Annotated in this window: 9 protein-coding genes; 1 reads left to right on the top strand and 8 read right to left on the bottom strand. The window is 57.6% G+C overall.

All coding sequences use genetic code 11. The features are described 5' to 3' along the window. Positions 1-14: 14 nt before the first annotated feature. The 6 genes from BN1190_RS06870 to zapA all read right to left on the bottom strand — a co-directional run bounded on the left by BN1190_RS06870 (position 15) and on the right by zapA (position 7407). Positions 15-1709 carry a long-chain-fatty-acid--CoA ligase gene (locus tag BN1190_RS06870; RefSeq protein ID WP_040286246.1) on the bottom strand — a complete coding sequence of 565 codons (1695 nt, stop codon included), beginning with the start codon at positions 1707-1709 and terminating at the stop codon, positions 15-17. Between the two features lie 240 nt (positions 1710-1949). Continuing rightward, positions 1950-2363 carry a DUF350 domain-containing protein gene (locus tag BN1190_RS06865; RefSeq protein WP_040286245.1) on the bottom strand — a complete coding sequence of 138 codons (414 nt, stop codon included), beginning with the start codon at positions 2361-2363 and terminating at the stop codon, positions 1950-1952. Positions 2364-2439: 76 nt separating this feature from the next. Beyond that, complete coding sequence (locus tag BN1190_RS06860; RefSeq protein WP_040286244.1) at positions 2440-4797, bottom strand: endonuclease MutS2; 2358 nt, start codon at positions 4795-4797, stop codon at positions 2440-2442. A 17-nt stretch (positions 4798-4814) separates the two neighbouring features. Next, positions 4815-6521: a DNA polymerase/3'-5' exonuclease PolX gene (polX, locus tag BN1190_RS06855; protein WP_040286243.1), complete on the bottom strand. Its 1707-nt coding sequence runs from the start codon at positions 6519-6521 to the stop codon at positions 4815-4817. 76 nt (positions 6522-6597) lie between these two features. Then, positions 6598-7137: a CvpA family protein gene (locus BN1190_RS06850; protein ID WP_040286242.1), complete on the bottom strand. Its 540-nt coding sequence runs from the start codon at positions 7135-7137 to the stop codon at positions 6598-6600. 9 nt (positions 7138-7146) lie between these two features. Next, complete coding sequence (zapA, locus tag BN1190_RS06845) at positions 7147-7407, bottom strand: cell division protein ZapA (protein ID WP_040286241.1); 261 nt, start codon at positions 7405-7407, stop codon at positions 7147-7149. 412 nt (positions 7408-7819) lie between these two features. Here zapA and rnhC point away from each other — a divergent pair, with 412 nt between their 5' ends. Next, entirely contained in the window at positions 7820-8761 is a 942-nt protein-coding gene (gene rnhC / locus BN1190_RS06840; protein WP_040286240.1) for a ribonuclease HIII, read from the top strand. Between the two features lie 521 nt (positions 8762-9282). On the opposite strand, the gene pheT is transcribed toward rnhC, so the two are convergent. Together pheT and pheS are read right to left on the bottom strand one after the other, a co-directional pair. Further along, complete coding sequence (pheT, locus tag BN1190_RS06835; protein ID WP_040286239.1) at positions 9283-11694, bottom strand: phenylalanine--tRNA ligase subunit beta; 2412 nt, start codon at positions 11692-11694, stop codon at positions 9283-9285. Between the two features lie 12 nt (positions 11695-11706). After that, positions 11707-12744: a phenylalanine--tRNA ligase subunit alpha gene (gene pheS, locus BN1190_RS06830; protein ID WP_040286238.1), complete on the bottom strand. Its 1038-nt coding sequence runs from the start codon at positions 12742-12744 to the stop codon at positions 11707-11709. Positions 12745-12810 lie beyond the last annotated feature (66 nt).

Below are 12810 nucleotides of genomic sequence, written 5' to 3'. Positions count from 1 at the left end.
CAAGCTTTTTTGCCTCAGGAGGTCAGTTTCTGTTCGAGCTTCTTCTTCTCCTCGTCGACCAGCGCCCTGCGCAGGATCTTGCCGACTGCGGTCTTCGGCAGTTCGTCACGGAAGTCATAGATGCGCGGCACTTTGAATGAGGCCATGTTGGCGCGGCAGAAGGCGTCCAGTTCTTCTTCCGTCGCGTGTTTCCCTTCCTTCAGGACGATGTACGCTTTCACTGTCTCGCCGCGATACGGATCCGGCACACCGGCGACAACGCATTCCTGGATGGCGTCATGCTCATACAGCACTTCCTCGATCTCGCGCGGTGAGATGTTGAAACCGCTCGCGATGATCATATCTTTCTTGCGGTCGACGACATAGAAGAAGCCGTCCTCATCCATGTACCCGAGATCACCGGTCAAAAACCAGCCGTCCCGGAAACTTTCCGCCGTCTCTTCCGGCCGGTTCCAATAGCCTTTCATCACCTGCGGCCCTTTGACCGCGATTTCGCCGACTTCCCCGGGTTTCATCCGCTCCGCGGAGTCGGGCGGGAGGATGGCGACATCGGTGTCCGGCCATGGCACGCCGATCGATCCGCGTTTCCGCTGGCCTTCCCAGACGAAGTTCGCGATCGCGACTGGGGACGTTTCCGTCAGTCCGTAGCCTTCCACGAGCTTACCGCCGGTGACGGTCTCGAATTTTTCCTGGACGTCGACCGGAAGTGCCGCCGAACCGCTCAGGCACGCTTTGATGGAGGACAGATCGTATTTGGCGATATCCGGGTGGTTCAGCAGACCGATGTAGATGGTCGGTGCGCCGGGGAACAGCGTCGGCTTCTGCTTATCGATCTCCTTCAGTGCCGTTTTGAAATCGAATTTCGGGATCAGCACCATTTTGTTCGCGGACATGACCGATGCAATCAGGACGGTGGTCATGCCGTATACATGGAAGAACGGCAGGATGCCCATGTACACTTCTTCCCCGTCAGCCGCCTTGTACAGCCAGGCCCGGCACATCTCAGCGTTCGCAATCAGGTTGCGGTGCGTCAGCATGACCCCTTTCGGCGGGCCGGTCGTGCCGCCCGTATACTGCAGCAGCGCAAGTGTCTCGCTGTAATCGGAATCGAGCGGGATTTTGTCCGCCGGCATCGATTTCATGATTTCCGTGAACAGATGGCTGACGCCGCGGTGCTCGACTTTGACGGCGATGCCGTTGTCCTTTTTCTGGATGAACGGATAGATCAGATTCTTCGGGAACGGCAGGTAATCTTTGATGCCCGTGACGATGATGTTCTCAAGGTCCGTCTCCTTGAAGACGGCCATCACGCGCGGGTACAGCATGTCGAGTGTGATGATCGCTTTCGCTCCTGAATCGTTCAGGATGTACTCGATTTCGCGCTCCTTGTAGAGCGGATTCGTCTGGACGACGACTGCCCCGGCATAAAGGATCCCGTAATAGGCGATCGCATTCTGCGGACAGTTCGGCAGCATGATCGCCACCCGGTCTCCTTCTTCGACGCCGAGTTTCCGCAGGTAGCCTGCGAACTTCAGTGCGGATTGATAGAATTCGCCGAACGAGACGTCCTTGCCGAGGAAGTGGATTGCGGTCTTCGACGGATAAGCCGCCGCGGACCTCGTCAAATAGTCCTGCAGCGGGATCAGATCGTACTCGAGCGACTCCGGAATTTCCGGCGGATATTGAGCCAGCCATGGTTTCGAACTCATGTGAACAGCCTCCTTTTCGACAGTATATTCATAGAATATTCTTTCTTTCCTAAGTATAACGAAAGTTGTATGCGTTTACAATTGCAGATTTCCAAAAGAAAAGGCAGACGTCCGACGCGAATGCGTCAGGAAGTCTGCCGGACCATCCATATGATGCCGATCACGATGAAGACTATGCATAGGACAAGCAGGATCTTCGAGAGTTTTTCCATTTAGTATCGTCTCCACTGTACTGATGTTTTACGAAATGCTTGCACCGATGACGAATGACAGGCCGACCGAGATGATCATCGATATGAACCCGACGGACCGGTTATCCTTTTCGATTTCGTCGTCTACATGGAACATCGGCGTCAGGAATTCGAACAGGACATAGGCGAAGACGAGAAGGGCGAAACCGTACAATCCCCAGCCGATCATCTGCGGCAGCGTATTGTGCTGCTCGATGGAATAGCGGAAGATGTTCGCCACGCCGAATATCTTGCCTCCTGTCGCGAAGGCGACCGCGAGATTCCCGTTCTTGATTTCCTGCCAGTTGCGGTATTTGGTCACGAGTTCAAAGATGACCATCGCTACGACGAGACAGAGGACGACGGTGCTGAAATAGCCGGCTGTCTCGACGAGCGGGTTGCTCCAGAATCCGGTAGTTGCCATGTGTGCAGACCCCTTTTTTACGATGATATCCTATCGGTTACGGATGGGTCTGCAAAAAGTTTCACTTTCAGAGGAATTATTTCAGTTCGACGACCGTTACGCCATGGCCGCCTTCCCCGGCGTCTCCGAACCGGTAGCTTTTGACGCGGGAATGCTTCTTCAGCATCTGCTGAATCCCCTGCCGGAGCGCGCCGGTCCCTTTGCCGTGGATGATGGAGACCTGATGATAGTTCGACAACAGTGCGTCGTCCAGGTATTTCTCTGTCCTGCGGATTGCGTCTTCGTAGCGCTCGCCCCGCAGGTCGAGTTCGAGTTTGACATGTTCGGTACGTCCCCGGACGGCCGCAGATGCTTTCGTCTGCTTTTCTTTCTCCGGCTTGACGTACTCGAGTCCCGATTCGTCGAGCTTCATCTTCAGGATGCCGATCTGGACGATCCATTCCTTATCGGAGACCTTTTCCATGAGCGTGCCTTTCTGGCCGTAGCTGAGCACTTTCACTTCGTCGCCTGCCTGAAGCGGACGCGGCGCCGCTTTCGCCTTCGGCGCCTGCTTCTTCGTCTGGGCCGGAGCAGCGCCTTCCAGCCGTTTCCTCGCTTCGATAAGTTCATGCTCTTTGACGTTTGCACCTGCCGTCATACGGAGCGCACGCAGGTCTTTGATGACTTCATCCGATTCGCGGCGTGCGTCATCGACGATCCGCTTCGCTTTCTCCTTCGCCTTTTCGGTCAGACGGTCTTTCATCTCTTCCTGTTCGGCGAGTTTTTCGGCGAGTTCCTTTTTCAGCAGTTCCGTCTCTTTGAGCAGCCGGTGCGTCTCTTCGGCGTCTTTCTCGGACTGTACGCGGCTCGCTTCGAGTGACGCGATCATCGAGTCGACTTCGCCGCGATCAGTGCCGGTGAACGTCTTCGCCCGTTTGATGAGGTGCTCGCCGAGACCGAGCCGTTTCGAGATCTCGAACGCGTTACTGCGCCCCGGCACGCCGATCAGCAGCCGGTAGGTCGGGCTGAGCGTGTCGATATCGAACTCGACACTTGCATTGGCGACCCCTTTCCGGTTGTAGCCGTATGCTTTCAGTTCCGGGTAGTGCGTCGTCGCCATGACCCTCGCGCCGGTTCCGTGGACTTCATCCAGAATGGAGATGGCGAGGGCCGCCCCTTCCTGCGGGTCGGTGCCGGAGCCGAGTTCATCGAAGATGATGAGGGAGTCCGAATCGAATTTCTTCAGGATATCGACGATGTTGACCATATGCGACGAAAACGTACTGAGGCTCTGCTCGATCGACTGTTCGTCGCCGATATCGGCGAAAACCGAACCGAAAACGGCGATCTCCGAGCCGTCGAGCACCGGGATCGGCAGGCCGGCCTGTGCCATGAGGACACAGAGGCCGACCGTCTTCAATGTGACAGTCTTCCCGCCCGTGTTCGGTCCGGTGATGACGATCGTCGTGATATCATTGCCAAATTCGATCGTATTCGCGACCGCTTCGTCCATCGGCAGCAGCGGGTGACGGGCTTTCGTCAGTTTCAGGTAGCCATCGTTGTTGACGTCCGGCTTCGTGCAGCGGTTCGCCTGCCCGTATTTCGCCTTGGCGAGGATGACATCGACCCGGATGAGCTGGTCGACGAGGATGAACAGGTCATGGGCATGCTCCTGGACGCTTGCGGACAGTTCCCGCAAGATCTTCTCGATCTCTTCCTTTTCTTTCGACTTCAGGGCACGGATTTCGTTGTTCGCCTGGACGACGGCGTCCGGCTCGATGTAGAGCGTCTGGCCCGATGCGGAGGAATCATGGATGACTCCGCCATAATGGCCGCGGTACTCCGACTTCACCGGGATGACGAACCGGTCGTTCCGGATCGTGATGATGCTGTCCGACAGCATCGTCGCTGCGTTCCTGCCGCGTGTGATGCTCTCGAGTTTCTCCCGCACACGGCCTTCCTGGATGCGGAGGCTCTGACGCACGGAACGGAGGGCGCTGGATGCGCTGTCGAGCACCCGGCCGTTCTCGTCGATCGCGCTGTTGATTTCATGTTCGAGCCCTGTGATGATCGGCATCGCTTCCTTGATGGCCAGGAAATGCTTCAGGTCAAGCTCTTCTTCCTGCTGGAGGCTTTCGATGAACTGCCGGAATATCCGGCTTGCGCGGATGGTCGAGGATGTCTCCATCAGCTCCTGCGCACTCAGCGTACCGCCGATCTGGGCGCGCCGGGCATGCGGCCGGACGTCAGTGATGCCGCCCATCGGCACGTTGCCGCGGACGCGCAGGATGGCGAGTCCTTCATCGGTCTCTTCCAGCAGTGTGCCGACCGTTCCGAAATCGGTGCTCGGCACCAGTTTCTCGAGTGCTGCCCGGCCTGCCGGGAATGTCGTATATCCGGCGGCCTGTGTCAGCACCTTATCAAATTCGAGTGTTCGGTAAACCCGTGAATCCATGGACGGATCCCTTCCTTTCACTTATCGACGATCTCCCGTTTAAACCGGTCGAGCGGCCACGTATTGACGACGGTGTCTTTTTTCAGCCACGCTTTCTGGGCGTAGGCGACGCCGATCGCCATGATATCCAGCTGGCCGGTTGCATGGGCGTCGGTGTTTATGGCAATCGGAACGCCCTTCGACTGGGCGAGTTCCAAGTAGTCTTTGTTCAGATCGAGCCGGTGCGGGCTCGCATTCAGTTCCAATATCTTTCCATACTCGGCCGCCCATTCGATGAGCTGCGGCACGTCCGGCTCATAGCCGGGACGTTTGCCGATCAGGCGCCCTGTCGGATGGGCGACCATATCGACATGCGGATTTTTTATGGCCGCATGGAGGCGCTCCATGATCTTCTCCTGCGGCTGGCTGAAACTCGAGTGGATCGAGGCGATGACGAAGTCGAGCTGCGACAGCACGTCATCGTCGAAATCGAGCGTCCCGTCCGGCAGGATATCCATTTCCGTCCCGCTGAAGATTTCGATGTCCGGGTATTCTTCGTTGATTTCCCTGATTTCTTTCAGCTGATCGAGCAGCCGTTCCGGTGTCAGGCCGTTCGCCACTTTCAAATAGTGCGAGTGGTCGGTGATCACCATATGCGTGTAGCCTTTCGCACGGCAGGCGTCCGCCATCTCGCGGATCGAATAGCCGCCGTCCGAGGCGGTCGTATGCATATGGAAGTCGCCGCGGATGTCACGGAGCGTGACCAGTCCGCCGAGCTCGTCCGCCCGCTCGATTTCGCGGCCGTCCTGGCGCATGTTGGGCGGGATGAACGGCAGGCCGAAATGGGCGAAAAAGTCTTCTTCGGATCCGAACGTCAGCACGGAACCGTCCTCCTGCTCGACGCCGTACTCACTGATCTTCTCCCCCCGTGACTTCGCAAGCTGCCGCATGGCGACATTATGCTCTTTCGATCCGGTGAAATGATGGAGCGCGCTCGCATACTGGGCGTCCGTGACGAAACGGAAATCCACATCGATCACTTCTTCGAGATCGAGTGTCACGGAGAGTTTGGCGTCACCCGCTGCAATCGTCTCGCGGACCGGCAGCTGTTCAAGAAGCTGTTCCCGGACGGCACCGGGCGTGTCCGTCACGAGGATGAAATCCATGTCGCTGCTCTGTTCGGCCGTCCGGCGGTAGCTGCCGGCGACGGAATATTTGCTGATCTCCCCGATGCCATCGAGCACCGGCTCGACGGACGCGACGAGCCCTTCCATCTGCCAGAGCGGGAAGGACGTCTTCCGTTCCGACAGCTGTTCGATTTCGTGCAGGAACTTCTCTTCGGTCTTCTTGCCGAACCCAGGCAGTTCGCTCACTTTGTTCGTTTCGCATGCTTCCTTCAGCGATTCGATGGAGTCGATGCCGAGCGCCTTATGCAGCTTTGCGATCCGTTTGCCGCCGAGGCCCGGGATATCGAGCAGCGGAATCATCCCCGCCGGCACGGTTTCCTGCAGTTCATCCAGCAAATCGGACTTCCCTTTCGCAAGAAGGTCCACGATGACGGCACCGGTCCCTTTTCCGATGCCTTTGAGCGTCAGGATGTCGTCCATTTCAGCGAGACTGCGCGGGTCCGTCTCAAGCACTCCGGCCGCCTTGCGGAATGCCGACACTTTGAACGGGTTCTCCCCGAGCAGTTCCATATAGAGTGCGATACGTTCAAGAGTTTGTATGATCACTTTCTTATTCACAATGCATCCCCCTTTGACTGTCTGTACCCGGACGGAACAAAAGCTTCCCGCCGCACGGGAGGGAAGCTGATCCAGATTATTTCGTATAGACGTACCACCAGTTTTGCACCGCATTGGACAGCAACGGTGTGTGTTCGAACATGGTCTTCGCCAGCAGCGACGAACTCACCAGCTTCTGGATGAAGTCGACCGGCAGCAGCGCCAGTACACCCACGAGCAGCAGGATGATCACGTAGAATTCGACAAATCCGAGTGCCGCCCCGAAAAAACGGGAGATGAAGCCGAGCACCGGCAAGTATTTGAGGAAATCGAACATCGAGACGATCAGCTGCAGCACGAACTTCACTGCGAAGAAGATCAGGATGAACGCGAGCAGACGATAGAACGTCTGGTCGAGATCCAGTTCCCCGAACGCCCACGTGAGCTTCGACTCGGCCGTCACTCCCGGATACGGGATCCAGAGGACAAACTTCTCGGCAAGCTGTTTGTAATAGGCGAATGCGACGATGAATGAAATGATGAATCCGGTCATATGAAGCACCTGCACGAGCAGGCCTCTGCGGAACCCGGTGATGAGACCCCCGAGCAGCAGGAATAGTATGAGTATATCTAACATGAGCAGCCGTCAACCCTTCAACTTTTTCAATTCTTGTTCCAGCAGTTCTTTCTCAGTTTGCAGTTTCAAATAGTCATGTACACTGTTGACAGCTGTCAGTACAGCGACTTTGGTCGTATCGAGATACGGATTCCGCGCGCGCAGCTCCCGCATACGGTCATCGACCAGCGATGCCACCTGGCGAACGTGGGCAGCCGTGTCCGAGCCGACGATCGTATAGGTCTGTCCGTAGATGTCGACCGTGATGCGTGTCTTTTCTCCTTCTTCCACTGTCATAACCTCCTGCCCAAAACTATGAAGTCCATCATACCATGAAAGCGGAATATTTGTGAACAAAGGGGGTGTCTGTCCGTTATTTTTGTGCTTGCGTTCGGCGGGCGGATGCGGAAGAATGGAAGTCTGGTGTTTGTTACGGAACTGAAGTCAAGTTGGACAAAGTTGATCTGCGTTCCGGGCGGACGCGGGCCTGCAGGATGCAGGTCATTCAACCGTTGCGGCACGGTGCCGCGAACTTAGGTTGCTTCCTTCGCTGATCCCGGGCCAACAGGACGCTGGTCATGCAGCCGTTGCCGCAGGACGCGGCGTCTTAGGCTGCCCAGGAGTCGCCACCCTGCACTACAATCAACTGGCATCGTCAGTTAAGTAAGTATAATTTCAACATCGTTGAAAGGAGAATATAAATATGTCGAATAATGTAGTGTTGCTGGATGCAGCTCGGATGAAGGAGCTGCAAGCGTATTATCAATCCGATAAGGTGACGCGCAAAGCGCCGGGGGTGGTGTTTGCGGCGAAGACGGCGGATGCGTCGATCACGGCCTATAAGTCGGGCAAGGTGCTGTTCCAGGGCGGCGGTGCTGCTGCGGAGGCGGCGAAGTGGGAAGATTCCGCTGCGCCGGTTCCCGGACATGCGAAGAAACCGGCCCGGCATGCGGATGCGCTGCCGGAGAATCTCAGCTCGCTGTCGGTCATCGGCTCGGATGAAACGGGTACAGGTGATTTCTTCGGCCCGGTGACCGTCTGCGCCTGCTACGTGCGCGCCGATCAGATCGCGCTTGTCGAAGAGCTCGGCGTCAAGGACTCTAAGCAGCTGACCGATCCGTACATGCGTACGATTGCGCCGGATCTGAAGAAGGCGCTCACGTACAGCGTGCTGACGCTGAAAAATGAGAAATATAATACCGTCCAGCAGAAAGGCTGGTCGCAAGGGAAGATTAAGGCTCTCCTCCACAACCAGGCGATCCGCCACGTGCTGCGCAAACTGGACGGCGAGCACCCGGACTGCATCCTCATCGACCAGTTCGCGGAGCGCGGTGTGTACTACAACCATTTGAAAGCCGAGCCGGAGATCGTGCGGGAGAAGGTGTTGTTCGCAACGAAAGCGGAAGGCCTGCACGTCGCGGTGGCGGCAGCGTCGATCATCGCCCGGGTCGCGTTCCTGGAAGAAATGGACCGCTTGAGCGGGCTCTCCGGCCGCACGCTGCCGAAAGGCGCCGGGAAGAAGGTGGATGAAACGGCTGCGGCTATTTTGCTGGCGAAAGGTGAGCCGTTTTTGAAGTCGATGACGAAATGGCACTTTGCCAATGCGAAGAAAGCGGCGGTGCTGGCGGCGAAGAAGCGCGGGTGACGATCGCCCGCGCGGGTTTTTTCGGGGATTATGTCGGGGGCTTGAGCGCTTGTAAGGTATGCTTGAGCGCGTGAGTGACCCACTTGAGCGACTTGCTGCTTGCTTGAGCGTTTCCTATGTTGCTTGAGCGTTTCGACGGAAACTTGATCGTTTCTGCCCGTCTCTTGAGCGTTCCGGCCCCTTCTTGAGCGCTCCCCTAGCAATGGACACTTCCTGCCCTGCTGCTCACCAACAGAAAAGGCGAAGCGCAGCGGAGCCCACCATTCAATCTCGGTTTTAATTTGACGAGTCTCTATTGATCGCGCAATGGAGAGGGTTTGGCTCGGCTGTTTTGCCGCGGGAATGGAGCGGTCGGGCAGCGGAATGGAGCCTGGGGAATGGATCGCTTCGCCAGTCAAAATGAACGGTTAACCGGGTGAATGGATCGCTTAGCCGGCAGAATGGAGCGCTCGCGCGGAAGCATACCAACTCAAAAAGCGGAACGGGAGCCCTTCCCCGTTCCGCTTTTCCTATTCATCCATTCAGCCGCGCAATACAGCGCCAGATTTCGTATTCAGAGCTTCCAGTACTTTCTCGTGCCTTGCAACGACTTCTTCGTCAGTCAGCGTGCGCTCCGGATCGAAGTACGTGAGCGAGAATGCGAGCGACTTTTTGCCGGCTTCGACGTTGTCGCCTTCGTACAGGTCGAAAACCGTCACGTCCTTCAGCAAAGCGCCGCCGGCTTCTTTGATGACCGCTATCAGGCTGCCGGCCGATTCGTCGGTCGGCACGACGAGTGCGATGTCGCGGGAGATCGATGGGTAGCGCGGTACTTGTGTGTACACGAGCGGTTCGGTCTGTTCTGCGAGCAGCGCGGACAGGTTGAGCTCCATCACGTACGTCTCTTTCAGGTCGCGTTTCTTCTGCTCGGACGGGTGCAGCTGGCCGAGCATGCCGACACGGACTCCGTCGAGCATGATGTCCGCTGTCCGGCCGGGATGCATACCCGCATGCGACGCTTTTTCATACGTCACGCGGTCCGCCAGGCCGAGTACGTCCATGAGACCTTCGATGATGCCCTTCATGACGAAGAAATCGACTTTCTTCGTTTCCTGCTGCCATGGCTGGTCGACCCATTTGCCGGTGATGACGGCTGCCGCATGGTTCACTTCTTTCGGCAGGCCGTCCTCTTCCGTGCCGAGGAAGACGGAGCCGGTTTCGTACAGCGAAACGGTATCGATGCGGCGTGCGACGTTGTAGGTCGCCGCTTCCAGCAGATGTGGCAGCAGGCTCTGGCGCAGCACGCTGCGGTCCTCACTCATCGGCATGAGGAGTTCCGTCACGGGTGCCGTTTCCAATGCGAACGACTGGGATTCTTCCCGGGACGTCAGCGAGTACGTGATCGCCTGGTACAGTCCAGCACTCTCCAAGTAACGGCGGACGAGCCGGCGCTTCTTCTGGCTGCTGTTGAGTCCGCCCGGTACGCTTTCGCCGACCGGCAGCGTTGCCGGGATTTCGTCGTAGCCATACAGGCGTGCGATCTCCTCGATCAGGTCTTCTTTGATGCGCAGGTCCTGACGGCGTGTCGGTGCATCGACGACGAGCTGGCCGTTGACCGCTTCGACCGGGATCTGCAGCCGCTCGAGGATCGACATCATCTCGTCCATCGGGATCTTCATGCCGAGTCGCTGATTGACGTAGTCCGGCGACAGGATGATGCGCACCGGTGTCTTGTCGAGCTCATCGAACACGACCGAGCCTGCGAGCACGGTGCCACCGGCGAGGTCCGCCATGAGCTGGGCTGCACGTTCTGCGGCTTCCGCCACCCGGTTCGGATCGACGCCTTTTTCGAATCGGACGCTCGCATCACTGCGCAGGCCGACTTCCTTCGATGTCTGGCGGACGGAGGCCGGTGCGAAGTACGCCGATTCGATGACCACGGTCGTCGTGCCGTCATGCACCTCGGAGTTCGCTCCCCCCATGACACCTGCGAGCGCGACCGGCTCTTTCCCGTTCGTGATAACGAGCTGGTTCGCGTTCAATGTGCGTTCCGCATCGTCGAGTGTCGTCATCTTCTCGCCTTCTTGCGCATGGCGGACGACGATCTCCTTCGTGTCGAGCCGGTCGTAGTCGAACGCATGCAGCGGCTGGCCGTATTCCAGCAGCACGAAGTTCGTGATATCAACGACGTTGTTATGCGGACGGACGCCTGCCGCCATGAGATAGTTCTGCAGCCAGAGCGGTGATTCCGCGACTTTGACATCTTTAACGACTTTCGCAACGTACATCGGGTTGTCTTTTTTCGCGTCCACACGCAGGGACAGCGCGTCCGACGCCAGCTCGGACGATTCCTCGATCGAAATCTCCGGCAGTTTGACGTCCTGGGATAAAATCGCAGCGACCTCGTACGCTGCACCGAGCATGCTCAGGGCGTCCGAGCGGTTCGGCGTCAGGTCGAATTCCAGGATGACGTCGTCGAGACCGAGCACTTCAAGCGCATTCGTCCCCGGCACTGCGTCTTCCGGCAGCACGTAGATGCCTTCCGCATACTGCTTCGGCACGACTTTCCCTTCTAACCCTAGCTCCTGCAGCGAGCAGATCATGCCATTCGACACTTCGCCGCGCAGTTTCGCTTTCTTGATCTTCACGCCGCCCGGCAGCCGTGCGCCCGGGAGCGCTGCGACGATGTTCTGCCCTGCCGCGACGTTCGGTGCGCCGCAGATGATCTGCAGCGTCTCATCACCGACGTTCACCTGGCAGATGTTCAGTTTGTCGGCTTCCGGATGCTTTTCACATGATTCCACGTGGCCGACGACAATGTTTTTCAGGCCTTCTGCACGGTCGATGATCGAGTCGACTTCAATGCCGGCCCGTGTGATCTTTTCGGCAAGTTCCTGCTTGGAAACGCCGCTTATATCTGTATAATCGTTCAGCCAATTCGTTGATACGTACATGGTGTCTCCTCCTTACGCTTCTGTGCGGTGAAATTGTGATATGAATCGCATGTCGTTCGTGAAGAAATGGCGGATGTCCTCGACGCCGTATTTCAGCATCGCAATCCGTTCCGGCCCCATGCCGAACGCGAACCCGGTGTAGACGGCCGGGTCATAGCCCGCCATCTCGAGCACGTTCGGGTGCACCATACCGGCACCGAGGATTTCGATCCAGCCCGTCTTCTTACAGACATTGCATCCTTCCCCGCCGCACTTGAAGCAGGAGATGTCCATTTCGACGGACGGCTCCGTGAACGGGAAGAAACTCGGGCGCAGGCGGATTTCCCGCTCCTCGCCGAACATCTTCTTCGCGAACAGGGCGAGCGTCCCCTTCAGGTCGCTCATGCGGATATCTTCACCGACGACGAGGCCCTCGATCTGCGTGAACTGGTGGGAGTGCGTCGCGTCGTCGTTATCGCGGCGGTACACTTTGCCCGGACAGATGATCTTGATGGCTTCGCCTTCTTTCGCAGCCATTGTCCGTGCCTGTACCGGCGAGGTGTGCGTGCGCAGCAGCACGTCCTCCGAAATGTAGAACGAGTCCTGCATGTCGCGCGCCGGGTGGCCTTTCGGCAGGTTCAGCGCTTCGAAGTTGAAGTAGTCCTTCTCGACTTCCGGCCCTTCTGCGATTTCGTAACCCATGCTGATGAAGAAGTCCTCGATTTCCTCGACGACCCGGGTGAGCGGGTGGTGGTTGCCGAGTTTCACTGGACGGCCCGGCAGCGTGATATCGATCGTCTCCTTCGCGAGCTTTTCATTGACCGCCTGTTCTTCCAGCTGCGCCATCTTGATCTCGAGTTCCGTCGTCACAGTCTCCCGCACGACGTTCACGAGGGCCCCCATCTTCGGACGTTCCTCCGCAGGGAGTTTCCCCATGCCTTTCAAGAGGTCCGTGATCGGCCCCTTCTTCCCTAAATACGCAACGCGCACATCATTCAGCTCTTTAACCGAAGACGCCGCTTCGATCTTCTGCAATGCTTCCTGTTTCAACTTTTCCAACTGCTGTTCCATAGCAATACCCCTTTCCTTCTTCTCATTAGTGGTCGTTTCATTGGTGTCCGACTCTCCGTTGATTGG

The organism is Sporosarcina koreensis (assembly GCF_000826145.2).
Lineage (GTDB): Bacteria > Bacillota > Bacilli > Bacillales_A > Planococcaceae > Sporosarcina > Sporosarcina trichiuri.
The sequence above is the reverse complement of the archived record's forward strand: the minus strand, read 5'-3'. Positions and strand labels throughout refer to the sequence as shown.

Excerpts from the sequence above, each read along its gene's own strand:
- BN1190_RS06870 (WP_040286246.1), bottom strand. The coding sequence starts at position 1,709 with ATGAGTTCGAAACCATGGCTGGCTCAATATCCGCCGGAAATTCCGGAG.
- BN1190_RS06865 (WP_040286245.1), bottom strand. The coding sequence starts at position 2,363 with ATGGCAACTACCGGATTCTGGAGCAACCCGCTCGTCGAGACAGCCGGC.
- BN1190_RS06860 (WP_040286244.1), bottom strand. The coding sequence starts at position 4,797 with ATGGATTCACGGGTTTACCGAACACTCGAATTTGATAAGGTGCTGACA.
- BN1190_RS06850 (WP_040286242.1), bottom strand. The coding sequence starts at position 7,137 with ATGTTAGATATACTCATACTATTCCTGCTGCTCGGGGGTCTCATCACC.
- rnhC (WP_040286240.1), top strand. The coding sequence starts at position 7,820 with ATGTCGAATAATGTAGTGTTGCTGGATGCAGCTCGGATGAAGGAGCTG.
- pheT (WP_040286239.1), bottom strand. The coding sequence starts at position 11,694 with ATGTACGTATCAACGAATTGGCTGAACGATTATACAGATATAAGCGGC.
- pheS (WP_040286238.1), bottom strand. The coding sequence starts at position 12,744 with ATGGAACAGCAGTTGGAAAAGTTGAAACAGGAAGCATTGCAGAAGATC.